This is a genomic window from Burkholderia sp. RF7-non_BP4, from assembly GCF_001521935.1.
Taxonomy (GTDB): Bacteria; Pseudomonadota; Gammaproteobacteria; order Burkholderiales; family Burkholderiaceae; genus Burkholderia; species Burkholderia diffusa.
In genome coordinates this window covers 95,039-119,019 of the sequence record NZ_LOTA01000034.1, presented here as the reverse complement: position 1 = coordinate 119,019, position 23,981 = coordinate 95,039, and the positions used below count along the sequence as shown (strand labels likewise).

Sequence of the window (23,981 nt, the reverse complement as noted above, 5' to 3'; positions counted from 1 at the left end):
GAGGCGGTCAAAGACCGTTATCGGAAGGAATATCGAGGAAAAAGCAAGATTTCGTGCAGGGACAAGGGAAGTAAAGACGCCGCAAGCTGCGGCGCAGTGCGGCGTATCGAGTTAGGAAGACAAAGTTTTGTGCGAATCGGAACAATGAGAACGTCGACTGCTCCTTCGGCGGGTGGCCTGATCACTCACACAAATGCTTGCTGAAACATCTTCCACGCTTCGGTATGGGCCTCGAAACCGATGCCGGGCATCTGAGGCAACGCGGCACGGCCCGCCTCGATACACGAGCCATCCGGCAGTCCGCGAAACGGTGCAAACGCGAACGGGCTGATCTCCGCGCCACCCAGGTCAAGCGCTGCCACCAGATGCAACGCGAAGAGATGCCCACCATGCGGCCAGAACGCGTGTTGCGGCCAGCCATCGGCGGTCATGGTTTCGATAATGCGTAGGTAACCTAGCACTCCATAACAGTGCACCGGATCGAAGACCAGCACATCACGCGCGCTGCGCAAACCACCGTATTGGGCAAGCAGGCGCGCCTCTGCTTGCGAGAAGAGTGCCTCGCCCGCTGCGATGGGCGGCCTGTACGCCTTGGCCACCCGTGCGTGTGTAGCGAAATCCAACGGGTCGCAAATATCCTCGAGCCACCAAAGCCCATATCGCGCCAGCGCGGCAGCGGCCTGCAATGCGGTATCTTGGTCGTACAGATTCATCGCATCCACAGCGAGGTGATCCGCGCCGGGCAACCGCGCAGCCGCGGCCTCGATGCGCCGACAATCTGCGTCGAGCCCGGTTCCGCCTACCTTAATCTTGGCGTGCGTAAAACCGAGATCAATGCAACGGCGCATCTCGTCGGACAAACGTGCAAGATCGTCCTGCGGATAGCGATACCCGCCGCCCGCATACACCCGCACACATGCCTGCGCGGTGGCGCCCAACCGCTGCGCGAGGAAAGCGTATAGCGGCAGACCGGCGATCTTCGCGGCAGCATCCCAAATAGCCATGTCGAGCGTACCGACAGCCACGCAGCGCTCACCATGGCCGCCCGGTTTTTCGCCAGCCATCATCGTATGCCAAGCGCGAAACGGGTCGAGGTTGGTGCCCTTTTCGTCGGCCAAACTGCCGCTTGGCGACGTCAGCAGGCGCATTGCAAAGCGTTCACGGATCAGCCCACCCTGTGCGAAGCGACCGACCGACGCATAGCCGTAGCCGACCACCGGTTTGCCGTTGCGCATAACATCGGTCGTGATGGCTACAAGGCTAGTCGTCAGTCCACCGGACGGGATGGACGGATCTTCATATCGGGAAACCGGAATGGATTTCTCTCGGATATCGATAATGTGCATGCTATTTCAACACATGACGTGTAAGGGAGGCGGAGTTCCGCAATAGATAGCCGCCTCGTCTCTCGCTTAGCTTGCTTTCAAGACCGTAGCCACCGTTTGGGATGAGCAGCAAGCGTTTCCACGGTCTCGATGGGTTCGGACGTGCCGCAGGCGCGTCAATACCGCAGCAAGCAAAAGCAGCACGAATTTGTTCATGTCTCGATCGCCTCTGAAGCGTCGAGGTCGGATAGTATGGACGACTTCTTCTCGGCAGATGCTTCGAGGGTGCCTGTCCGTTCGATAAAACGTGCCAACGTCTCCGAAGGTTCGTTATCCAGACGTAGAATGTACGTGGTAAGCATGAGCTTTTGGCCTGCCAGTGGCCGAGCAACCACACCCGGTTCGCGGCTGTTGACGATCTGCGAGGCACCAGCCAAACCCAAAGCAAAGCCTGCTGCCACCAGTGCCATCATCAAGTCAACGGATGCCACCCGCTCCGCAATCAACGGTTCTCGGTCGACTCGCCGCAGCACTCGTTCAATCTGCCGAGAGTAGCCTTCGCACGCATGGGGATCTCCGAGTACCAGCGGATAGCGGAGCACCTCCTCCAATGGGATTCTCTTGTACGTCAGCAAAGGATGACGAGCAGGCACAGCGATCATCAAGGGATCGCTCCAAACTGCTTCAGCGATGATGCCGTCGTCGACCTCATCCGAGCGTGCAAACCCTACGTCGTACAGGTCGTCATGCAGCCCTTTGATCTGCTGTGTCAGTGGAACCTCCGATAGGCGTATCTCGATCTCCGGTTCTTCCTGACGACACAGCGCCAGGAAGGTGGAGAAACGCGACGGCGGGATGCCATCCGAAAGCGCGACCCGCAACTGGCTGTGAAAGCCATTGGCGGCCGCCTTCACACTGTCTCGCGCTTGCTGCAACGCAGTGAAGACACGCGGCACGTGCTCCAAGAATAGCCTACCCGCTCGGGTCAGGCGGGTGCTGCGCGTGGTGCGCATAAAAAGCTGGGCACCAAGATCTTCTTCCAATTCCTTTATCGCGCGTGATAGCGGAGATTGCTCGATATGCAATCGCTCCGCAGCCCGGGCGAAATGGAGTTCTTCAGCAACGGCCAGGAAACAGCGAAGGTGGCGAAGTTCCATATGTCTTCCTTCCTGACGACCAGCCTTGCAGCCTTCACGATCGATGTAAAGCGCAACGGCAAACCGATGTTCCTCAAGCCACTTTCCATCAGGTCGCGACGCAAACACCGAGCATCATCGGCTTCGTGCAGGCACAATGCAGCCCTGATAGGAAAGAGTCAGTACATCGACGCGTACGAGGGCTACACCACACCGCGTGACTCCACAGATGATTTCCAAATACTTCAGCGTCGCACGCGTGCAGACAGCAACGCCGCGAGTAGCGGGGCAACGGCAAACGATGCGAACAGCGTCAGCGCTGCAGATCGCGCCCCTTCGACGCCACCAGGATCGGTCAGTCCACCAGCATTGGCTGCCACACCGGCCAGTGCGGCGGCGAGCGCCGTTGCATAGAGTTGTACGGTCGTAATGGACGAAGACGCGAGCGTTTCTTCTCCTGAAACAGCCGCGGAAAACACTCGTGTCAGGAGATGTGGCCAGCTCAAACCGATACCGAATCCGACCGCTGCAAGAACGAAGCAATACACCGCACTACCCACCAGAGCGCCACCCCCTGCAGTGATGGGCATTGCGACCGCCAAAACGAGTAACGCCATCAGCACGATGAGCGGGCTGATCCTAATGAATCGGTACGTCAGCCCAGCTTCGCCACGCCCCGCGCTGTACAACGAAGCGAGGGTCCACCCTCCCGCCATTATCGCCGTCATATAGCCAGCCGCAAGCGGCGTCATCCCGTGGATCACCTGCAAGAAGTACGGCACGAAAATCTCGGTCGTCATCCCAGCCACCAGCAGCCCCATCATTGCGTAGATCACGCCGAGTTGCGTTGAAAGCGACCAGGCGCCGGATGGCAGCAACTTCGTGTCGGCTCGCATATCGATGCGTGCGATGACGACAGTGATGACTACGCCGATGAGGATGCCGATGACATTCCACGCGAGCTGCCGTGACAAGCTGCCAATGGAAATCGTCAAGACCGCGAGTACCAACAGCACCATTGAGCGCAACGGCACGCGAGTGCTTGCCGCCGAGCCAACAGTACGTCCGCCAAATTGCACAAGGACGATCAACGCCAACAACAGAGCAACGGGCAGCAGTGACCAGAACGCCCATCGCCAATGCCCTGTTTGGGCAAACACCCCGCCGACGGCTGGGCCGCAAAGCGTAGCCACGCCCCACATACCCGAAACGAGCGCCATCGCCCTGGGCCAAAGACGCGGATCGAACACCACTCGGATTAGCGCATAGCTGAGCGCGAACAGCACGCCACCGCCCAACCCCTGCACCGTCCGGCCTAACAACAAAATGGGCATCGACGCAGCTGTCGCACACACGACCACCCCCAGCGAAAAGCCGGCGAGTGCGAGCAGATAGGCCAGGCGCGGCCCCATCGTGTCGATCAGCCTTGCTGACAGCACCGATCCCACGATCGACGCCACAACGAACAAGGTGGTATTCCACGCGTAGTACCCGAGGCCACCGATCTCGTCGATGATGGTTGGCAAGATCGTCGTGACCACATAGATGTTCACCGCATGCAGCGCGACGCCACCGGCGAGCGCGATGGAGCGGAGTCCGTTGCGTCCTTGAAGCAGCTCGCCCCATGAAGTTTGTTGCCGCGTTTCCGTTGACCTCATTTTTCGTCCTCTGCACAAGAAACAAACATCATTCCAACTATTGATGGAATGTTAGATCGATGATATCTTGCTGTCAACGAGATCCTGTTTTGCCGTCATGAAAACAATCGCGCGCCCCACCGAACCTTTAGATGATCTAGCGGATGTCGCCAAGACCCTTGGGCATCCTCATCGCTTAGCGCTTCTGGAGGCCATCTTCCAGCGGGAGAGCTCAGTGGAGCGGCTGGCCGAACTTTCGGGACTGTCGATCACCAACGCATCGCAGCACTTGCTGCAACTGAAGCGGGCTGGGTTCGTCCAGTCCCGACGCGACGGCAAGCACGTGATGTACCGCATCGGCAGTGGACCGGTGGCCAATGTGGTCGCTGCACTGCACGACTACGTTGCCCATCAGCGCACCGAAATGCGACGCGTGATCGCGGACAGCGTTCATCACCCGGAACACCTCGATGGCGTGTCAATCGAGGAACTGATCGACAGACTAAAAGACGGCGCTCTGCTACTGGATGTCCGTTCGGCAGAAGACTATGCAACGGGGCACATTCCCGGTGCTATCAATATCCCGACAGAAGAGCTAGAGCGCCATCTGGGCGAACTGCCGCGGAATCAGAACATTCTCGCCTACTGTGGCGGCCGCTACTGCGTGCTCTCTATCCAGGCTGTCGCGTTGCTGCGTGCCAAGGGATTTAGCGCGGACCGCGTGAGCGACGGGTTTCCCGGATGGTGGGCCGCTGGCTTGCGCGTGGAAGCCGCGGCGCAGGCGCAGCACACTCGCCGCTTGTAAAGGCACAAACCACAGTATCTGCTCGCACGAGGCGCCGGCAGGACTTCTGCACAATCGTTCAAGACACTCTGCTGCGGTATGGATATAAAGGACTGTCTATTCACCCGCAAGGTGCAATATGCAAGAACAAATCGGATTCATCGGGCTCGGGGTCATGGGGACCCCGATGGCGCTCAACCTCGCCCGCAGCGGTGCGCCTGTCGCGGTCTGGAGCCGCTCCAAGGATAGATACGCCGAGTTGGGTGCAGCCGGCGCATGTACGGTCGAGAAAGTTGTCGACGTATTCGCACAATGCCGCGTTGTCATTCTCATGCTGGCCGATGACGACGCAATCGATACCGTGCTTGGCCGCCATACCGCCGATTTTTCCGTTCGCGTGCGCGAACATGTGATCGTCAATATGGGAACGACCTCGCCCAGCTATTCACGAGCGCTCGCAACTGAGATCGAATCCGCCGCTGGCCATTACGTTGAAGCCCCTGTGTCTGGTTCGCGCAAGCCCGCGGAAGCAGGTCAACTCGTCGTCATGCTGGCCGGTGCGCCTGAGGACGTGCAGGAGGTGCGCAACATCGTCAAACCTCTGTGTCGCGAGAGCATTATCTGCGGCGCAGTCCCTTCCGCGCTGACGATGAAGCTCGCTGTCAATCTGTACCTCATCACGATGGTCACCGGCCTGGCGGAAGCCACTCACTTCGCCCAGCGCCACGGCATGGACCTCGCGCAATTTACCAGCGTACTGAACAACGGCCAGATGGCCAGCGATATTTCGCGCGTGAAGCTGGATAAACTCACGACGCAGGACTTTACTGTGCAAGCCGCCATCACCGACGTGCTGAAAAACAGCCGGCTGGTAGCGGAGTCTGCGAGAAGCGCAGGTCTCGCCTCGCCTTTGCTTGACGTCTGCCACGCACTTTATGGTGAAACCGTGGCCTTGGGGCATGGGTCATTGGACATGGCGGCGGTCATCCGTGCGATTGAGTGGCGGACCGGAACAGTGCAATAGCCCTATTGCGCCGTGTGCCATGGTTACGTTGCCCTGCAAGGGCCTTAACAGACGGGCCCTTCTCCTTCGTCCTTGCAAATGAACGTCACGTCGTCCGTACAGCCCGTTCCAGCCGTGATTGGTGTCGTCCTAAGGAAACAAGAGGTCCTGCTCGTTCGACGTGCCAATCCACCCGACGCTGGTCGCTGGGGTCTTCCTGGAGGGAAGATCGAGGCCGGCGAGACAATTTTGGAAGCTGTCGTCCGCGAGGTACACGAAGAAACGGCCATTAGCGTCTCCCCACGGAACGTCTTCACCGCGTTGGAGGCCTTAGACCACAGCTCCGAGGGCGAATTGCGCCAGCACTTCGTGCTCATTGCCGTCTTGTGCGAATGGCTGCAGGGAGAGCCCGTGGCCGGCGACGATGCGCTCGATGCCCAGTGGGTCAACCTCATTGAGCTTGAACGGCAAAATCTGGTCATGAGCTTCGGCGTGCGCAGCGTAGTGCGCCGCGCCGAAGAGCTGACGACAGCGCATACGAGGCAGCCGAGCCAATAGGAATTCAGTTCACCACGGTGCACACCACATGGCGCATCCTTTAAACGGAAAAATTTAATCGACACCAAAAACGCTATGATCACGATACGAAAGTCAATGCCAATGGACAGTTTTCGAGTAATGGAAATTTGGCGAAGCTCCGTTGATGCAACACATCATTTCCTTGCTGCGGCGGATCGCCGGGATATTGAGTCCGAGGTCGCCGCATTTCTCCCTGAGGCGCCGCTGGATTTGGCGGTTGATGAGTCAGGTCGTGCCGTTGCTTTCATGTTACTCAATGGCGATCACATGGAAGCTCTATTTGTCGACCCGGATCACCGCGGGCGGGGCGTTGGCCGGGTCCTCGTGCGAGAGGCCATAAGGCGCCACCCTAGCCTTTCGACTGATGTCAACGAACAGAATCACCAAGCGGTCGGGTTCTATGAAAGGCTGGGATTCGAACCGTGCGGCCGATCCAACGTGGACGGTCAAGGACGACCATATCCCCTGATACACCTTCGGTACAAGTCGACAAGACATTCTTCGGAATTGACTGAAGACTAGTATCTGCTTCATATCGCGGGAATTGTTCCGTTGCAATGGCAACTAGTGCAGAGGGAGGCCGCATGCATGCGCTCATTGTATTGGCTCACCCTGAGCAGAGGTCTTTTAATGCGTACCTGGCTGAACTCGCCAGACAGGCATGGGGTGTTCAAGGACATGACGCCACCGTCCTTGATCTCTACGCAGAGGATTTCGAACCACGTGAAGCATCCTGGCATTATTCTTCGCTGAAGAGCGGAGATAAATTTGATCCGATGCAGGAGCAACGTCATCATTGGAGCTCCAATACTCTGCCACCCGTAGTCGCACAACACATTGAGCTTTTGCAGAAATCCGACGCCTTGATACTTCAATTTCCATTCTGGTGGTTTGGGATGCCCGCCATTATGAAAGGATGGATGGACCGAGTTTTCGTTTACGGCGGTTTATATCGGAGCCAGCATCGTTACGAAAGCGGCGTGATGCGCGGGAAAAAGGCCCTGATTGTGTCCACGGCCGGCTCTTCGGCCCAAGCTTGTGCACCGGATGGACGCGACGGCGATATGCGTCTGCTTCTGTGGCCCGTCATGCACGCGCTGCACTACCTTGGCTTTACCGTGCTGGAACCCTATCTCATCCATGGCGTTCGTGGCGGTTTATCGGGTAAGGAGGCTCAACAGCAACGCCACTTCCTTGAGCAACGAGCCATCGACTATCGCGTAAGGCTGCAACATTGGTCGACATGGCCTTCGATTCCCTTCAATCATGGAGACGACTTTACTGACGGGGTAAGCCTGAAGCCAGACGCTCCAGTATATAGCCCGTTCGTTCGCCATCGATTAGGTGACGAAAGTCGATAACGCATGGAGTTATCGGAATAGACACCGCGGGATGCTTTGTTATGGAGTGGCCCTCTCCTGCAGCATGCGATTTCGGAATTCATTTCTAACAGGAGGTTCACATGAGCATGACCTATTCGGAAGCTCTCAAGGTAAACGCCGAGAAGGGGGAGGCTGGCGCTTACAGCGCCGGGTTCTCGGATTTCATTGCTATGAAAATACTGGCAAGTAAACGCACAGAACGCTTTGGGAACGTCTATGGCGCGAATGCTTATCTCATGGCGTTTTCACAGCGCAAAGAACTGGTTTGCGATCTTGACATTCGTATCGATGCGATTCGCCTGGCCGAACTGGATGCGGTGACGGAAATTCTAAACTGCAACAAGCAGGAGTTTGCACTGGAACTCATTGTCGCCGGCATAGAGCAAGCAAAGCAGGCGCTCACCGCTGCAGGACTTCAACATGCCTACGATAAAGCAGTTGACAAAAAAATTGCGGAGATAGGTATCTCGATCGCACCCTCAGCATCCCAAGGATGCTGGACACTTCACCACAATGGCGAGCCCATCGTGAACCAGGACGCCGATCGGCATGGCAAGGCTGCGAATACAATTTCCGATATGGTCCAGGAGGCTGCCACTGGGCCTATGAATCCGGTTGCGTGAATAAACAGGGCTAATGCTAGCTCATTCATCAGGTTTGCAAGGGGCGCCTAGCCTTTGCAGAGTAGGCGAAAGCCGCACCGAGGCATCGTATGCGATTCGCTGCGCCCCTCTTTGAATGGATTAACTGAAATGGCGAAGATTCACTTGGTTGAAGGTCCCGTTGGAGCCGGTAAGTCCACGTTCGTTGCTACGCTCCGAAAGCAATACGCAGCACCAGGGTTCATCCTCGATGCGTGGTTCGTCAGACTCTACAGTCCTGATCGTCCTGCGGTGAATGTGATGGACTGGTATATAACTAGGAAAGAGCGCTGTCTGGAACAGATCTGGGCAACGGCTAAGGAAGTCCTTGATGCTGGTCATGACGTAGTCCTTGAGCTAGGACTGGTGGAGAAGATCAACCGCGAACGTTTCTATACTCAGGCCAGTGAGGCCGGCTACGAGTTGGCAATTTACTTAGTCGATGCCCCGCGAGAGGTTCGGCGGGAACGCGTCCGCAGGCGCAATCGGGAACGTGGCGCGACATATGCCATGGAAGTGCCGGATACATTTTTCGAGCTAGCAAGTGATCATTGGGAACCCATCGATGAGATCGAGCGCGAAATGTACGGCGTCCATGTGGTGACTTGAGGACAAAGTTCCGTCATGGTGGTGAAGTTGCCCTCAATCCGCCTTCATTTGGTTGATAAGGGCATGTGATGATGCTCGTTCTATTGGCCTCGACCTGCCTTGACGCACGCAGCGGCAACGCACACGTTACCAGGCTGAAATGGCACAAAAACTGTCAATACGGGGTTAGGCCGCCCCATAGTGCTACCGAGCACGCAATTGCCTCATCTGACCACGGGCATCCTTATCCCTTTGTCTCGCGAGGGGAACATCAACGCGGAAGGGCAGCAATCCAGCCGCGCGCGCTCCCATCACCGAGTCTCTGGCGCACCGCCTCGCCTGGCACAAACGTCCGGCACTCGTCCGGAAGTAACCGAGGCGGCAAGCCGTCCCTACGCTGACTCTTCCTCTCGCGGCGCCAGGAAGGCCATCACAAGGCGGACCGGCAACTCCTTGTCCTCGTGGCGTAGCTCAAGAGTGAGCTGATTTTCTGGGTCAATGTGCCAGCTAACTGCACGCAGGGCATCGCGATAGGGGTTCTCGGATACTACACCGGTGTTTCCGAGGATTCTGCCTAGGTCCGCCCAGACGTTATCAAAATCGTCATTGAAGCTAGTGATAACGGCTTCATATTCGTTCGGCCCGTCTAAGCTGTCCATATCTGTTGATCTGAGGGTCATCTCGACCGAATTGATTTTGCCTTTAACACCACTGTACACACTAAACTTGTTTGATCGACTGTCTCGATAAGTCTTCCTTCGGCCGACCTCTTGGGTGAGTTGCAGCCCCGAGCGCTCGACGGCTTCGCTCTCTGGGTAGATCCCGAAAGACTTCAGCGTATCGATAAAGACATCGAGTGCATATTGCATGTCTGGCGCTCCGACATCGGCTCCTAGTGATTAGAATCTGATTCTTAGTTTAGTACCCACGATGCCCTCTGATCCGTTGCCGACTTTGGGCAGCGGCGTCCAACCGTTGCAGAACCTTTCTTATATATATCCGGCACAGGTTGTGGCATCCGAATGCAAAACCATACGGTTTCAGTCTCGACGTATCGAATACCGCATCGTGATCTTGCCGCCCACTGGCTCAGGCGCGCCGCTTGCACGGGTGATGCCGGGCGATTATCAAGAAAGATGGGATCATCGAAGATATGGCAACGGCATCTTCCCCGCAATGATCATCGATTTAACGTATTACATTACTTGTTCCATTACTTGATCAGTTCAAAGACGGTCATCCCCACTAGGAGGAGGGCCATGAACACGTTCACGACACGTGAGGTCAAAGGATGGCGTAATAGCCTCGACAGCATCGTTCCCGCCAGCAACCATCCAAAATGAATCACAACGATCATGAGACTCAAGATCAATGTCTTCATCCAAGCATCAATGGCGCTCTCGGTGTAAATCGTAGCTCCCGCAAATACAGCGGCAATTGCGAGATAGGCCTTGGGATTGGCAACCGCAAGGACAAAACCCGCCACGAACGGAGGGGCGGCGGCTTGGTCCGGAAGGCTCGACAAAGGTGGAGAGGTCGCGATCTGGTAAGCGAGATAGCAGATATAGATTGCCGCAACGATGCTCAGAGCACGCGCCCCGAACGGAAACGACGTCACGAAAGCCATAACGCCGAACGCAACCAACACTAGCGCAGCTATCGTTCCTGCAATCAAACCCCATGTATAGCGGAGCGAGCGACCAACGCCATAAGAAGCCGCGACGGCTGTTACACTGACGGTTGAGGGCCCAGGGCTACCCATAATAAGCAATGATTGGAGTACGAAGAGCAGAATCGGCTGCCAATTGCCCGGCATCCACGCCACTGAATCATGCATGTAAGCTCCGTCAAAATGATCACGATCTTGACGTTAGATGAGCGATGGAGAGACTGTCTTGAATGATTGTGCGGAGCTGCCCTGCAGCGGTAGCCATGGACTGATATTTGGACCCGATGCCAAGGGTCTGCAGCTTGCGCAAGCAAGCTTCTCCAGGGAAGCCTTTTCCGCTCATCGTCACGATACCTATGCCATTGGCATTACTGTGAGCGGGGTTCAGGCATTTCGTTATCGCCGCGAGCAACACCACTGCCTACCGGGGCAATGCCACATCCTGCATCCCGATGAACTCCATGATGGCAAGGCTGCGACGGAAGCAGGATTTGCCTATCGCATCGCCTATATCGATCCCGCTCTCGTTCAAGCCGCCTTGCGCGGCCGCACGCTACCCTTTGTTGGCTCGCCGGTAACAGACATATCTCGTTTGCCAGACGACATCACTGGAAGGCTGATGCGTTTCGATGAGCCGTTCGACGATCTGTCGCGAACCGAATTCATCGTCTCTATCGCTGATTTTCTCGAAGAAGCGGCTGGAAATCGTGGCATCCGCAAAACAGAACCTCTGGCACTTCCGCAACTTTCCCGAGTGCGAGACATGATTACAGCGGAACCGATCAGGCAGTTCAAGATGACTGAACTGGAACAAATTGCCGGAATGGATCGATGGACCATCGCCCGGCAATTCCGCCTGTTGTTCGGCACCAGCCCCCGCCGGTTCCGCACTTTGCGCCAACTCGATATCACGCGGAATCTGCTCGAGAAGGGAGCATCGCTTTCGGTGGCCGCCGCCGAAGCCGGCTTCGCTGACCAAAGCCATATGACGCGACACTTCAAAGGGGCCTTCGGTTTCACACCCCGGAGGTGGATTGAAACAACGCGCAGTGTCTCAAACGCACACGAGTCACGATAGTGCGCACCTCCCGGTGCCCTGCGCGCGTCTGGATTCCGCCACGAAGGAACCCGCATGACCACTTTTCCCATTTCCACCGAACGCCTCGTCCTGCGCCCGTTCAAACGCGGCGATCTTGCCGCGTTCACCGCATACAGGAACCATCCTGACGTCGCGCGCTATCAGAGTTGGTCGTCGTACGCGGATGCCGACGCGGCGGCGTTCTTCGCCGAGCAGCAGACGCTTGAGTTCGACACCGACGGCACGTGGTTCCAGATCGCGGCCGAGCACCAGGCCGACGGCGCGCTGATCGGCGACGTCGCGGTGCATTTCTTCGACGAAGGGCGGCAGGCCGAGCTGGGCGCAACGTTCGACGTCGCCGCGCAGCAGCATGGCTTTGCGCTCGAAGCGGTGTCGCGGGTGATCGAACTGCTGTTCGCAGATTTTGGCAAGCACCGCATCGTCGCGACGGTGGACGCGCACAACGTACGCGCGCAGCGTCTGTTTGAGCGACAGGGCTTTCGCCGCGAAGGGCATTATCGCGAGAACATCTTCTTCAAAGGTGCGTGGTCCGACGAGTACGGCTATGCGTTGCTGAGCCGCGAATGGCGGGCTCTACGGCAAGCGGCGACGGGAGGCGCGCAATGACGGCGTTCGGGAATTTCGTCGAGCTGTGCACGCACCGCACCGCCGCGAATGGTGACGCGCTCGCCTACCGTTATCTGAGCCGTCACGGCGAGGACTGCACGCTCAGCTTCGGTACGCTCGATTTCGCGACGCGTCGCTACACGGCGTTCCTGCCGACCGAAAACTGACCACCTGCTGGTTATCAATTTTCAACCTGCGGCAGGCAGCCCATACCTCACACGTCAATGCTAGCGCTGCAGGCCGCAATAGGAAGGTGCCGTTCTCGAAGCGGCGCTGCGCGGCTCCCGACATCGATGTTGCCTCCTCTGTCGCGGGGTCTAGAAGTTCACTCAAGTTTGCGAACTTCCGAGGGCGTCGGAGGTGCCGTCATTGTCGTAGACAAACTGTTCTAGACAATTTATTCTAGACGCACATTTTGCCTTGTACCGTCCTTTTTCATGGCCAACAGGAACCAGCCCAGCGCCAAGCCGACCGCCGCCGAACTCGACGTGCTGCAGACGTTGTGGGAAACCGGCCCCGCCACCGTCAAGCAAGTCCACGCCGCCATGGCCGCCCGGCGCGACGGCATCACCTACGCAAACGTGCTGCGACTGATGCAGATCATGCATGGCAAGGGCGTGTTGACACGCGATGAAAGCCAACGCTCCCATGTCTATGCCGCTGCGCAAAGCCAGAGGGCGACGCAGGGCCGCCTGATCAAGGATCTGATTGGCAAGGCTTTCGCCGGCTCGGGCAAGGCACTGGTTCTGGCCGCCCTGCGCGGAGGTTACGTCAGCAAGAAAGACCGCGCGGAAATAGAAGCCCTCCTGCGCGACGACAAACTGTGAGCGACCTTCTGCTTGCCACCGCCTGGGCCATTGGCGGTGGCCTGCCGGCGCTGGCTTGGAAAATCCTGTGCCTCCACGCCGCCACGCTAGCGCTACTGTCACTTACGCGGCCAGACGACGCGAAACTGCGTTATGTGTTGCTCGGAACAGCGCTTTTCTCCAGCGTCGGTGTTGGCGTGGCCGAGGTGGCGTTGGCGTGGCGCGGCCTGCCGCCCACCTCGCCCGACGCCCCGGCTGTAGCCGACAGCGCAACGTTGGCCTGGCCGTTGTGGCTAGCGTTGGCCTGGCTAGTCGGCAGTGCAGTCGCGGCGCTGCGAGTGTGTCTCGGACTGACATGGCTGCGTGGCATTGTGCGTGCCAGCGCCCCGTGGATCGATCCCGCCTGGCAGGCGCGTGTGGCCGACATGGCGCGCCGCCTGCGGCTCTCGCGCACGGTTGGGTTGCGGGTAGTGCGAAACCTGTCCACGCCCGTCACGGCCGGATGGTTTAAGCCGGTGATCCTGGTACCGGCTTCGCTCGTCACCGGAATGCCAGCGGACCTGTTGGCGGCGCTGCTGGCGCATGAGTTGGCGCACGTACGACGCCATGACTATCTGATCAACCTGTTGCAACATGCGGCGGAGGTTCTACTGTTCTTCCACCCGTCCATCTGGTCACTGTCCCGCGCTATTCGTATCGAACGCGAGCGCATCGCCGACCAGATTGCGGCAGCGTTGATCGGCAGTCCCATGCCGCTGGCGCGCGCCCTGCACGCCCTGGACAACTCCGAGATCGGCACGCCGGTGCCGGTGGCTCCCGGCGCGCGCGACGGTGAATTGCTTGACCGCATCCGCCGTCTGGTGCGGCCCGAGAGTCTTTCCGCTCGGCGCGCGGTGGCCCTACCTGTCACGACCCTATCAATTGCGCTGGCAGGCTTTGGCGCCTGGTCAGCGCTGACCTCCGGACGAACGCATCCCTTGTCGGCGCAGGAAGAGCAACGCCTCATGGCACAGCTACCGGGGATACAGGCATTGGTCGAGGCGAGCGGCGCGTCCCACGTGCTGGTGCTGGATGCCCGCTCCGGCGCCACGCTGCTCGGCCGCGCCGAGAACGAGGCCGTGCCGATCGCGTCGCTGACTAAACTGATGACGGCCATGGTGGTTCTGGATACGGTGCCGGACTTGTCGCGTCGCATTCTCATCGACGAACGCGATGCGAGCGCCACGGCCTCGGGCGCGGCCTCGCCGCTGCCAGTGGGCGCCAGCGTGACGCTGGAGACCCTGCTCAAGCTGGCGCTGATGGCGTCGGACAACCGCGCGGCCCACGCCTTAGCCCGCACCTACCCGGGCGGTGAGCCAGCCTTCGCGCAAGCATTGCGGCGCAAGACCGCGGCGCTACACCTCGAACACACTACGCTCGAAGAAGCTACCGGCTTGTCGACCGCCAATCGCGCGAGTGCCGCAGACATCGGCAAGATTGTTGGTGCGGCCGCTGCCTACCCGCAAATCGCGCGCGACACCACTGCGCTCGCCGAGACCGTCGAGGCGGCTGGCAATCGGCTGCATTACCACAACACCAACCCACTGGTCGGCGCGCAGGGCTGGAATATCCGCCTGTCCAAGACCGGCACTTCCGCCGAAGCTGGGCGCTGCCTGGCCATGCGCATTCATATCGAGGACCGCGACCTGACGCTGGTCCTGCTCAACGGCCGTTCTGACAACGCGTGAGCCCTTCCTCCCGCTTTCCCCCGACGCCATTTCATCGATCATGACCATTCGACTCTCTTCGTTCGCTGTCGGCACAGCCCTTTCCCTGTTCGCGCTGGCCGCCGCCCCGGCCCGTGCGACCGTCCTATGCACCGTCGTCGCCGACGCCGCCGACGGCCGAATCGTCTTCCAGCAAGGCACGCAGCAGGCTTGCGCGGAACGCTACACGCCCGCCTCGACCTTCAAACTGCCCATCGCCCTGATGGGCGCGGATGCCGGCATCCTGCAAAGCCCGCACGAACCGGTCTGGAACTATCGGCCAGGCTACCCCGACTGGGGCGGTGACGCCTGGCGCCAGCCCACGGATCCAGCGCGCTGGATCAAATACTCGGTGGTCTGGTATTCGCAGTTGGCCGCCAAGGCATTGGGACAAGAGCGCTTCCAGCGCTATACCTCGGCGTTCCACTACGGCAACGAGGATGTCTCGGGCGAGCCAGGCAAGCACAACGGCACGGACGGCGCGTGGATCATCTCGTCGCTACGCATTTCGCCGTTGGAGCAGCTGGCCTTCCTGCGCAAAGTCGTCAACCGGCAATTGCCGGTCAAGGCTGCGGCCTACGAGTTGGCGGAAAGCCTATTCGACGTTGGCGAGGCCGGCGGCTGGCGCCTGTACGGCAAGACCGGCACCGGCTCACCCGGCAGTAACGGCGTCTACAACGCTGCCAACGCCTACGGCTGGTTCGTTGGCTGGGCCCGCAAGGACGGCCGCCAGTTGGTGTTCGCCCGCCTGGTGCAGGACGAGCGCGCAACCAAGCCCAACGCCGGCTTGCGCGCCCGCGACGACTTGATGCACGACTGGCCCGCCATGGTCGGCACGCCCCGCAAGTAAGCCTGGCAACGCCCGATCATGAACGCCTCTGATACACGCGACGACGCCATCGACCTCCTGCGCGGCCTGTCGATCCTGCTGGTACTGCTGCATCATTTCAATATCGCCTATTCCCTTGGCGATACCACGCTTGCCGGCCTGCTTGGCTGGCCGCTGTTGCGCGCCATCGCGCGTAACGGCAACTACGGCGTAACGATTTTCTTTGCGATATCGGGCTTTCTGATCACCCGCAACTCGCTGGAGCGCTGGGGCCGACTCGACGCCATTCGGACGGTGTCGTTCTGGCGACTGCGCTTCGCGCGAATCCTTCCCATGCTGGTCCTGACGCTCGCGGCGGTCGACGCGCTCGCGCTGGCCGGCCTGCCGCTGTTCGGCAACCGGGCGGCGAGCACGGTGCCGCTGTGGACGACCAACGCCGCCGCGCTAGGCGCCTGGATGAATGTACTGGTCATCCGCGAGGGATGGATCAACTATCCGCTGGGCGTGATGTGGTCGCTGTCGGTCGAGATGGCCTTCTACCTCCTGTTTCCATTGGCTTGTGTGTTGTTGCGGCGTAGCACGCGACTGGCGTTGCTGGCCGCCGTCCTAGTTGTTGCCGGCCCGCTCTACCGCCTCGCCAACCAGGGAAACGGTGAGGCCTATCTGTATGGCTATCTCGCCTGCTTCGACGCCATCGCCATCGGTTGCTGCGCTGGTGTCCTTGCGCGGCGGCGGACATGGCCGGCGTTGCAGCGGCCATACGTCCGTCCATTGATCGGCATCACCATGACACTGCTCTACCTGATGTGGCCGATCAGCCAGAGCAACATTCTCGGCGTCAGTGCCATGGCACTAGGAACCGCCTTGCTTCTGCTCGGCCGCCCCGCGGCGAGACATAGTTCGCCCGGCCTGTCGCGGCGCATCCTGACACGTTGCGGCAGCGACTGCTACGAGATCTACCTGCTGCACCTGCTGGTGCTGGGCCTGCTGCGCACCTGGCTGCCACCGGCGCAGCTCCTAAGCGACGCCAGGCTTGGGTTGCTGCTGGCCTATTTCGCCGGATCATGCCTGCTGGGCGCGCTGGTGTCCCGCGGCTACTCCACGCCCCTGAATCGCTGGCTACGGCAACGTTCTGGCGTTGTATTCCGGGCTACGCGCTAACGCTGGGTCGCGGTTCGAAGCGGCAGCGCGCCGGAGTAACGCGGCAAGCCCACAAAATTCCCAGTTAAGTGACGCTTTCTTGGATGCGGCGCTGGCCGGCCAGGCATTGCTCTGGTATCCGACTGGCTAATGGCCGAACCTTTGAGAAGCGCCGTGGAAGATGCGCGCCTAAATTTCCAGGCCACGTTGTCGCCCAACCTCCCACGACACTCCGCCGGCTCGCACCGTAGCGGTGAGCTGCTGCCCCAACCGCTGTTCGATCACCGGCTTCCACGGCACGAGCGAGAACCCCATACCATCATCGAGCATCGCGTAGCGCCCGCTGGCGAGCATGACGGAGCGCCGGTAGATGCCGGCCACGCGCTGCCCCTCGGCGACGGGGCGATGTTCCAGACCGGTTGTGGCGGTAATGTCCTTGGCAGCCTGCGCCAATTCGCGCCGGCGCAGCGTTGCCAACAGGTTGCGCGCGAGAACGACACGCTGCCCGCGACGCTCGGCCAGTCCCTGTTCGGCCAGGAACTCGGCTCGCTGGCGCAGCGCGTCCTTGACCTCGGCCCCAAAGCCAAGGTCGCCCAGGCCTTTGCCGCCGCCAATCAACTGCTGGTCGAGCCACGTGGCTCCGATCACGCGGGTCTGTCGCTCGATGGGTAGGTGCGATTTCAACTCCACCATCACGCCGCCACCAAGGCGTTGCGCGTCGTACTGGCGACCTTGCTCGGCCAGGTCGTCGGGCAGGCGCCAGACGCCTTCGGCCTCGCGCTCCACGATGCCGACGCGGCGCAAAGCTTCGAGCCGGCGCACATGGGCGGCCACCACTTCGCGCGGATCGCGCTCGGGCGTCGCCTGACCTTGGGCGACGGCCAGGTGATGATCGGTGCGATACACGCCATCAACAGCCAGCGCGGCGATGTTGCGGTCAGCCGCGCGCACGTCGGCCGCCCCTTTCACTTCCACCACGGCCCCGGTCGGATACTTCTCCAGTTCGGCGCGCGGTGGCAGCGCGATATAGTGCGCCTTGCCGTCCGTGCCATCCACGATCAGATAGCCCTTGTCGTACAGTTCGTCGGCCAGCCCCTTGCCGACGACACGGCCAACGACGGCGCGGCCACCCTCGCCAGACTGGAATACAGTTAATTCACGCTGCTTGCCGCTCATGGCCCGCTGCATCGTTCGGATGATGTCGCCACGTTCGCCCATCGCCCGCAGGGTCAGTTCGGCGTCGGCATGGACGGCCCACGTGCCGGGCCGAGGCTCGGACGCCAGGCCCATTCGCTGCAGATGTTGCAGGCGGCCGATCAGCACTTGCCGCTGGCCTTGCAACCTAGGTTCGGCGAAGCGTTCGACGCGCACCAGGCCATCGTCACCGGTCTCGCGCTGCAAGGTGCGATCCAGGCCCGTCCACCGCTCTTGATCGACTTCGCGCTGCATGGCGCGCTGCAGCTCCAGTTCGGTGCGTGGCCCCAGCCATTCAGTCGCCAATTCCGACGCCCGCCGGCGCATCCCCTCGGCGATGTAGTCGCGGGAAACGATGAGGTCTTTGCTGGTGTCGTCCTTGCCGCGCAGGACGACGTGCGTGTGCGGGTTGTCGGTATTCCAGTGATCGACGGCCACCCATTCCAGCCGCGTCCCCAGGTCGGCCTCCATGCGCGCCATCAGGTGCCGGGTGTAGGTACGCAAATCGTCGATCTGTTCGGCATCCTCCGGCGAGACGATGAACCGGAACTGGTGCCGATCCTCGCGCCCGCGTTCCTCGAACGCCTTGGTGTCCGCCTCGTCGGTCGTCGGCCCGTAGGCGTGGCCCGGCCCGCCCTGGCGATCGACGCCTTCCCGCTCGATGTAGCGCAGGTGCGCGGCGGTCGAGCGCGGCCCGGCCTGCGCCAGATTGACCAGCCGCGCCTTGATCGTCACGCGCCGGGCGTTGGCCCCAAGTCCCCGGCCTGCGAAGCGCGCCGCAACGTGGCCGCGGCCCAGCCGGGAACCGGGTCGCTGGCTGACCTTGCCTGCCGCCTTGCCAAGCTTCGCGCCGGCCTTGTTGGCTTGCCGCAGAACCTTGTTGACGTAGGCATCGCCTCGCTGCTTCGGAGCGCCAGGCCGGACGCGAAATCGGTCGTCGTCGCGCTGGCTCATGGTATGGCCCCATCCAACGCCGGCGCAGTCCAGCGGACAAAGCACGCGACTTCGCCAATACCGATGCGGCATTGCGCACCTTCGCGGCACGCTGCCGCCCCGTGGCGCGTGCCGCGCCCCCCCCATGTGCAGACAAGGTTTTCAAGCGGCCATGTGCCGCGACCTTTTATCTTGCCTTCCGCCTTTGCCCTGCGCTGTCGCTCAGGGCGTGGACGGCCCGGCGGCGCGGCGCTGCTTGCAGCCAGCGCGCCGGCGAACGCGGCCACGGCCACCGGCCGGGCGCGTTCGAGGCAAGACGCCTGCACGTGGGAAAGCGGCGCCGGATGTTGCGCGACGTGCGACGCGGATGCGCTCGCACGACACGCGCGGCGACACGGCGACGGCCAGCAGGACGACACGCCGGATGGCACGATGAAGCGCAGCGAATCGGCGGCCATCATCGGCGTGTCTCCAGCCAGACCGGATGCGCGATGCCGAGCACGGTGGATGCACCGACCGGGCCGAAATACCGGCTGTCGAACGATGCTGGGTTGGTCGTGCTCAACAGGAACAGCTCGCCGGGTTCAAGGCGACGGCATTGCGTCCACGACGGCAGCGGCCGGCCCAGCCGGTCGGCGGGAAGCGCGGTGGCGGCTGGCACACCGTCGATGCGCACGCTACGACCGACGATGCACACCTCCTGCGGCGCGACCGCACCCACGCGCTTGAGCAACGGCACGTGCGTCGGCAGGTAGCCGCGCCGTGCAGCCAGCGCGGCGGCTTCGGCCGGCAGCGGGACGAGCACGATGCTGTCTACGGCCAACGGAGGGGCCCGGTGATAGAGTGGCTCGACGCGATACCAGCCGACCGCCACGCTGTCGGACGGGTTGTAGGTCAGGCGCGGCAGCGGCCGCATATCGTCAGGCAGGAAGGACACCCAGGCCAGCGCAGCGAGGCCGCAGGCGGATACGCCGCCAAGCACGAGGCAAGCGCGCAGGCGCGAGCGAGGACGTGGCACAGTACCGGACGTGGAAAGCGTGGTCATGACAGCATCCTCCCGGCCCGCCAAGCGGCGTGCCGCTCGGCGGTGTATGCCGGCAGCGGCAGGCGCGCGGCGAGACGGTTGCCGAGCGTTCGCCAGTACGCGGGCGACACGTCGGCAGGCGCGATGCCTTGCGCCTCAATGGCGTCGAGCTGCGCCAGCACGGCGCGCACGGGGGGTTCGCCTTCGGCGTGTAGCAGCAGGCACGCGCCGGGCAGCACGCCGGGGATGCGCTGAGCCGCGTCCAGCGGCGTGCACGCCTGCATCACCATGAGCTGCCAGCGGATGGTGCCGTAGTCGTTGGCCTGCCAGCGGATGCGACAGAACACGGCACCGGGCAGGAACACCGCGACGCGCCGCCAGCGATCGAGGCGGACGGTGCGCGCCGGTTCGCCAAAGCGCAGGTAGAGGTCGATGCGCTGCTCGACGTAGGCGAGCGATACGCGGGTCAGCGGCGCGGCGCCGGCCTGGCCGGCGAGCACCGCGAGCGATGGCGGCGGCGCAGCCGTGACCGTCGAGAATTGCGCGTTCATGGGGTCGTCTCCGGAAACTCGCGTTCCAGCAAAGCGCGCAGCAGTTCGGCGACGGTCACACCCTGGGTGAACGCCGACACCTTGATGCGGGCGCGCATCGCAGGCGTGATGTCGAGGGTCAGGCGCGCGGTGTAGAGATCGCCTTTCTGGAGGCCGTCGGCGTCGCCCTGGCGAATCCACGCCTCGGCGTGCGGGTTCGCGGGCGGACGTGCGCCGATGCCGACGCGTTTGCCGTTGCGCTGGCTCATGTCGGCCACCGCAGCAGCTCGTCAGTCAGCGCGGCAATCTCGCGTGCGGCGGCGCTGTCCGGTGCCGTCTCGCGTGCAAGCCGGCCAGCGGCCACGCTGTCGGCGAACACGATGCGCTGGCGCACCTCGGCGTGCAGCGCCGGCAGCGGCTGTTCGGCGAGCGACTGCCGTGCTTCGCGGCCGATGATGGTGGTGCTGATGCGTCGGTTGATGACGAAGGCCGCTGCTAGCTGCGGCCGGAACACCTGCGCCTCGCGGATGAGCATCACCATCTCGGCGCTGGCCCACACGTCATAGGGACTCGGCTGCACCGGGATCAGTACGCGCTCGGCCGCCAGCAGCGCGGAACGCGCCAAGGCGGCGATGCGCGGCGGGCCGTCGATGATGACGTGATCGGCACGGCGGGCCAGCTCCGGCGCTTCCTGGTGCAGCGTTTCGCGGGCGAGGCCCACGGCGCTGAACAAGCGCGGCAAGCCCTGCTGGGCACGCCGTTGCGTCCAGTCCAGCGAAGAACCCTGCGGGTCGGCGTCCAGCAGGACGACGTGCTGACCGCGCAGCGCGAGTTCACCCGCGATGTGGGTGGCGAGCGTGGTCTTGCCGACGCCGCCTTTCTGGTTGAGCAGCGCGACGATCATGACGCGGCCCTCCGTGTTGGAAAGCCGGCTCGGCCGTGCCGTTTCGTGGTTGTCCACCGAAACGGCGCGCTCTTTTCAAAAGTTAGAGATTTAGAGTTAGGGAAGTTAGAGAGCGCCGAAACCCTCGCCGTTATTGGCTTTGCGGCGATTTCGCACGCCTGATGGCACGATAGGGACACGCCCGATAGCACGATACCCGGCACGCCTGATAGCACGAGGCCGTCCACACGTTTTCCCGCAGTTATCCCCGTGCCGTCTGCGGCACGGGCCGGAAGGTCAGCAACTCGGCCCCGTCCTCGGGCATGCGCACGATGCCCAGGACGTAGCCCGGCATGGACTGCCGCGCCACCAGAGCGCGCAGGTCGCAGGCGAAGTCGTAGGGCTTGGCCGTGCTGCCCGACTTGCGGTGCAGGTGCCGAAAGTCGAATTGCCAACCGCCTGGCTGCTTGCCGCCGTGCTTGCGCACCAGGCGGTACAGCCATCGCTCGATGCCGCCGGTCAGCCGGAAATACGCCGGGTCGATGGTCAGCACCAGCGCGGCGTCCAGTACGCCCGCGTAGAACCAATCCGGCAGGATTAGCTCGATGCCCAGCGGCGTACCGCGGGCGTCGGCCAGCTCCTTCCATTCGTTGATCCACGAGAAGCGATGCAGGCGCCGCCCGGTCGTCTCGCGGATGGACGTCGCCACGGTGGTCGATTGCAGCCGGTCGAGCGCGGCCTTGAGGCGCTGGTAGTCGCGCAGCGACACCCCACGGCCGATGAAACGCAGGATCTCGTAGGGCGTGGCGTGCATCAGGCGCGACGGGCGCAAGCCCGCGTCGCGCGCTTCGACGATCTGCGAGGCCGCCCAAATCAGTACGTCCGCATCCCAAATCGTGGCGATGCCGTGTTCCTGCGTGCCCTCCACGCGGATGGTGACGTTGCCGCTGCGGAAGTCGATCGGCGCCGTGCGCCGCGACTTCGCCAGCGAGAAGAATGGATACGCCATCAGGTCCTGGGCATCGCGCGGCGCCATGTCGCCCGGCAAGGCGCGGAACAGGTCGAGCTGTTCCCGCTCCCGCGATGGGCTGGACATGGCGATGGCCACCGGCGAGCCGCCGATCAGCGCACACGACTGTCGGCCGAATGGTGCTCGGCATACTCGGGGTCGGACGTGGCCTCGAAACTGCGCTGGTCGGCCCAGGCGTCGAGGTCAGCCACCGCGTACATGACGCGGCGACCGAATTTGCGGAACTTCGGTCCGCCACCGATCACGCGCTGCTTTTCGAGCGTGCGCGGCGACAGCCGCAGGTACTCGGCGGCTTCGTCGTTGGTGAGGTAGCGTTGGGGTTGCGGCGGCGTGGTGGCGGCAGCGGCAGCAGGCCGCAAGGGTGCGGGTCGCATCGGATGAACCTCCATCGGTCAGGAACGCCCGGCCACACAGCGCGACCGGATGGAGGCAGTCTTGGGAAAGCGGCGCGTCCTGCTGAGGGTCGTTTTGCACCGTGGACGAAACGACCCTCCCCGGGTCATTCGAGCTGTGCAAGGCGGCGGTAGCCGCCGCGCATCAGCGATTGGCCACGCCGTACCAGGCGGCGCACGCGCGAGCGCAGGCCGCCGTCCGTGTACCAGCCGGTGGCCACGGCCTCGGCGCCGAACAACCCTGCGGCTGTTTCGCGCAAGGACACGCCCGCAAGGGTCGCGTCGAGCGCCTGCAGGGTGTGCAATTCCAGCAGCGCGGCCGACGTGGGCCGAGAGCGGGCCGCCGCCGCAGGCGCGGCCTCGTCCACCGTCGCCAGCTTGTCCAGCTCGGCCATGATCGTGCGGTAGTGCGTGCAGGGTTCGGCGCACGCGCGGACGGCATACAGGTAGGCCATGCCATCGGCCAGGCCCGGTGACAGTGCGAGCCGCACGCAGCAGCCGGGCCAGCGCGCCGTCAGCACCAGGCGCTTGCCATCGTGGATCAGGTGTTTGTGACCGGGGATGCGCCAGAACGCGAAGGCGTCCGCATGCGGCGGCGGGTCAGCATCCGGGTAGAGCTGAAGCATGCCGACAGGATCGGGAAACCAGTCTGGATGCGCGTCACGCGCATCCAGTGCCGGGTCTTCCAGCAGGCGCAAGCCCCAGGCGTGCGCCGCGCCCGGCGGGTGGCGACAGCGCCGCCAGTCGCGCCGGTAGTCGGGATGGCGGCGCAGGTACTCCCACGCCAAGGAGGGGCCGTCCAGATGCAGCACATACAGGTACGCGGCAGTGGGATACCAGGCTTCGGCACTTCGATCAGCCATGATTCGACCTCCCGTTCAACAGGAACGTCGCTACGGCGTCGAACACAGGAGCTACAACATCAGAGCGCCATCCAGTGGACGTAGACTCAAGCTGTAACAAGGGGTGTCAAGACCGATCAGCTCCGATGCCTTGCAAGGGTCGTCCGAATGCGACGGCTGCGCC

28 protein-coding genes are annotated in these 23,981 nt (G+C 62.1%); 14 read left to right on the top strand and 14 right to left on the bottom strand.

What is annotated here, in order from left to right:
• Positions 1 to 185 precede the first annotated feature (185 nt).
• From WS49_RS14370 to WS49_RS14360, 3 genes are all read right to left on the bottom strand, one after another.
• Positions 186 to 1,346: an enolase C-terminal domain-like protein gene (locus WS49_RS14370; protein ID WP_059529489.1), complete on the bottom strand. Its 1,161-nt coding sequence runs from the start codon at positions 1,344 to 1,346 to the stop codon at positions 186 to 188.
• A gap of 191 nt (positions 1,347 to 1,537) precedes the next feature.
• Positions 1,538 to 2,482, bottom strand: coding sequence for a LysR family transcriptional regulator (locus WS49_RS14365; RefSeq protein WP_059529487.1), 945 nt, complete (start codon positions 2,480 to 2,482; stop codon positions 1,538 to 1,540).
• 224 nt (positions 2,483 to 2,706) lie between these two features.
• Positions 2,707 to 4,119 (bottom strand): MFS transporter, encoded by a 1,413-nt coding sequence (locus tag WS49_RS14360; RefSeq protein WP_059529484.1) that lies wholly within the window; start codon positions 4,117 to 4,119, stop codon positions 2,707 to 2,709.
• A gap of 97 nt (positions 4,120 to 4,216) precedes the next feature.
• Here WS49_RS14360 and WS49_RS14355 point away from each other — a divergent pair, with 97 nt between their 5' ends.
• The 7 genes from WS49_RS14355 to WS49_RS14330 all read left to right on the top strand — a co-directional run bounded on the left by WS49_RS14355 (position 4,217) and on the right by WS49_RS14330 (position 9,096).
• Positions 4,217 to 4,903, top strand: a complete 687-nt coding sequence (locus WS49_RS14355; RefSeq protein WP_059529481.1) for an ArsR/SmtB family transcription factor — start codon at positions 4,217 to 4,219, stop codon at positions 4,901 to 4,903.
• Positions 4,904 to 5,021: 118 nt separating this feature from the next.
• On the top strand, positions 5,022 to 5,906 hold the full coding sequence (locus WS49_RS14350) for an NAD(P)-dependent oxidoreductase (protein WP_059529478.1): 885 nt from the start codon (positions 5,022 to 5,024) through the stop codon (positions 5,904 to 5,906).
• A gap of 78 nt (positions 5,907 to 5,984) precedes the next feature.
• Positions 5,985 to 6,443, top strand: a complete 459-nt coding sequence (locus tag WS49_RS14345; RefSeq protein ID WP_059529476.1) for an NUDIX hydrolase — start codon at positions 5,985 to 5,987, stop codon at positions 6,441 to 6,443.
• Positions 6,444 to 6,518: 75 nt separating this feature from the next.
• Entirely contained in the window at positions 6,519 to 6,986 is a 468-nt protein-coding gene (locus WS49_RS33590) for an acetyltransferase (RefSeq protein WP_081332273.1), read from the top strand.
• Positions 6,987 to 7,048: 62 nt separating this feature from the next.
• Positions 7,049 to 7,825 carry an NAD(P)H-dependent oxidoreductase gene (locus tag WS49_RS33585; protein WP_081332274.1) on the top strand — a complete coding sequence of 259 codons (777 nt, stop codon included), beginning with the start codon at positions 7,049 to 7,051 and terminating at the stop codon, positions 7,823 to 7,825.
• A 101-nt stretch (positions 7,826 to 7,926) separates the two neighbouring features.
• Complete coding sequence (locus tag WS49_RS14335; protein WP_059529469.1) at positions 7,927 to 8,469, top strand: hypothetical protein; 543 nt, start codon at positions 7,927 to 7,929, stop codon at positions 8,467 to 8,469.
• Between the two features lie 129 nt (positions 8,470 to 8,598).
• Positions 8,599 to 9,096, top strand: a complete 498-nt coding sequence (locus WS49_RS14330; protein ID WP_059529466.1) for an AAA family ATPase — start codon at positions 8,599 to 8,601, stop codon at positions 9,094 to 9,096.
• Positions 9,097 to 9,467: 371 nt separating this feature from the next.
• On the opposite strand, the gene WS49_RS14325 is transcribed toward WS49_RS14330, so the two are convergent.
• The gene (locus WS49_RS14325) at positions 9,468 to 9,944 is read right to left on the bottom strand and encodes a hypothetical protein (RefSeq protein WP_059529463.1); all 477 of its coding nucleotides are present in this window, start codon (positions 9,942 to 9,944) and stop codon (positions 9,468 to 9,470) included.
• A gap of 344 nt (positions 9,945 to 10,288) precedes the next feature.
• The gene (locus WS49_RS14320) at positions 10,289 to 10,912 is read right to left on the bottom strand and encodes a LysE family translocator (protein WP_059529460.1); all 624 of its coding nucleotides are present in this window, start codon (positions 10,910 to 10,912) and stop codon (positions 10,289 to 10,291) included.
• Between the two features lie 58 nt (positions 10,913 to 10,970).
• On the opposite strand from WS49_RS14320, the gene WS49_RS14315 reads away from it, so the two are divergent.
• The 7 genes from WS49_RS14315 (at position 10,971) to WS49_RS14290 (ending at position 16,990) form a co-directional block, all read left to right on the top strand.
• Positions 10,971 to 11,822 carry an AraC family transcriptional regulator gene (locus WS49_RS14315; RefSeq protein WP_059529965.1) on the top strand — a complete coding sequence of 284 codons (852 nt, stop codon included), beginning with the start codon at positions 10,971 to 10,973 and terminating at the stop codon, positions 11,820 to 11,822.
• A gap of 54 nt (positions 11,823 to 11,876) precedes the next feature.
• Entirely contained in the window at positions 11,877 to 12,449 is a 573-nt protein-coding gene (locus WS49_RS14310; protein ID WP_059529457.1) for a GNAT family N-acetyltransferase, read from the top strand.
• A complete protein-coding gene (locus WS49_RS35020; RefSeq protein ID WP_155771103.1) occupies positions 12,446 to 12,616 on the top strand; it encodes a hypothetical protein in 171 nt (56 codons plus the stop codon). The genes WS49_RS14310 and WS49_RS35020 overlap by 4 nt, the downstream gene beginning before the upstream one ends.
• 270 nt (positions 12,617 to 12,886) lie before the next feature.
• Positions 12,887 to 13,276 (top strand): BlaI/MecI/CopY family transcriptional regulator, encoded by a 390-nt coding sequence (locus tag WS49_RS14305; protein ID WP_059529454.1) that lies wholly within the window; start codon positions 12,887 to 12,889, stop codon positions 13,274 to 13,276.
• On the top strand, positions 13,273 to 14,982 hold the full coding sequence (locus tag WS49_RS14300; RefSeq protein ID WP_059529451.1) for a M56 family metallopeptidase: 1,710 nt from the start codon (positions 13,273 to 13,275) through the stop codon (positions 14,980 to 14,982). Before WS49_RS14305 ends, WS49_RS14300 begins: the two co-directional genes overlap by 4 nt.
• Before the next feature lie 40 nt (positions 14,983 to 15,022).
• Entirely contained in the window at positions 15,023 to 15,850 is an 828-nt protein-coding gene (gene blaOXA, locus WS49_RS14295) for a class D beta-lactamase (RefSeq protein WP_059529448.1), read from the top strand.
• A gap of 18 nt (positions 15,851 to 15,868) precedes the next feature.
• A complete protein-coding gene (locus WS49_RS14290) occupies positions 15,869 to 16,990 on the top strand; it encodes an acyltransferase family protein (RefSeq protein WP_059529445.1) in 1,122 nt (373 codons plus the stop codon).
• A gap of 168 nt (positions 16,991 to 17,158) precedes the next feature.
• On the opposite strand, the gene WS49_RS14285 is transcribed toward WS49_RS14290, so the two are convergent.
• From WS49_RS14285 to WS49_RS14250, 9 genes are all read right to left on the bottom strand, one after another.
• Positions 17,159 to 19,117 carry a relaxase/mobilization nuclease and DUF3363 domain-containing protein gene (locus tag WS49_RS14285; protein ID WP_059529442.1) on the bottom strand — a complete coding sequence of 653 codons (1,959 nt, stop codon included), beginning with the start codon at positions 19,115 to 19,117 and terminating at the stop codon, positions 17,159 to 17,161.
• Positions 19,114 to 19,557, bottom strand: coding sequence for a hypothetical protein (locus tag WS49_RS33580; RefSeq protein WP_081332276.1), 444 nt, complete (start codon positions 19,555 to 19,557; stop codon positions 19,114 to 19,116). Before WS49_RS33580 ends, WS49_RS14285 begins: the two co-directional genes overlap by 4 nt.
• Positions 19,554 to 20,141: a S26 family signal peptidase gene (locus WS49_RS14280; protein ID WP_059529439.1), complete on the bottom strand. Its 588-nt coding sequence runs from the start codon at positions 20,139 to 20,141 to the stop codon at positions 19,554 to 19,556. The genes WS49_RS33580 and WS49_RS14280 overlap by 4 nt, the downstream gene beginning before the upstream one ends.
• Entirely contained in the window at positions 20,138 to 20,671 is a 534-nt protein-coding gene (locus WS49_RS14275; RefSeq protein ID WP_059529436.1) for a DUF2840 domain-containing protein, read from the bottom strand. Before WS49_RS14275 ends, WS49_RS14280 begins: the two co-directional genes overlap by 4 nt.
• Positions 20,668 to 20,919 carry a hypothetical protein gene (locus WS49_RS14270; RefSeq protein WP_059529962.1) on the bottom strand — a complete coding sequence of 84 codons (252 nt, stop codon included), beginning with the start codon at positions 20,917 to 20,919 and terminating at the stop codon, positions 20,668 to 20,670. Before WS49_RS14270 ends, WS49_RS14275 begins: the two co-directional genes overlap by 4 nt.
• A complete protein-coding gene (parA, locus tag WS49_RS14265; protein ID WP_059529433.1) occupies positions 20,916 to 21,554 on the bottom strand; it encodes a ParA family partition ATPase in 639 nt (212 codons plus the stop codon). Before parA ends, WS49_RS14270 begins: the two co-directional genes overlap by 4 nt.
• A 241-nt stretch (positions 21,555 to 21,795) precedes the next feature.
• Positions 21,796 to 22,629, bottom strand: coding sequence for a replication initiator protein A (locus tag WS49_RS14260; RefSeq protein ID WP_179949253.1), 834 nt, complete (start codon positions 22,627 to 22,629; stop codon positions 21,796 to 21,798).
• Between the two features lie 26 nt (positions 22,630 to 22,655).
• Positions 22,656 to 22,937, bottom strand: coding sequence for a helix-turn-helix transcriptional regulator (locus WS49_RS14255; protein ID WP_059529959.1), 282 nt, complete (start codon positions 22,935 to 22,937; stop codon positions 22,656 to 22,658).
• Positions 22,938 to 23,062: 125 nt separating this feature from the next.
• Positions 23,063 to 23,818, bottom strand: a complete 756-nt coding sequence (locus tag WS49_RS14250) for a DUF2285 domain-containing protein (RefSeq protein ID WP_059529427.1) — start codon at positions 23,816 to 23,818, stop codon at positions 23,063 to 23,065.
• Positions 23,819 to 23,981: the final 163 nt, after the last annotated feature.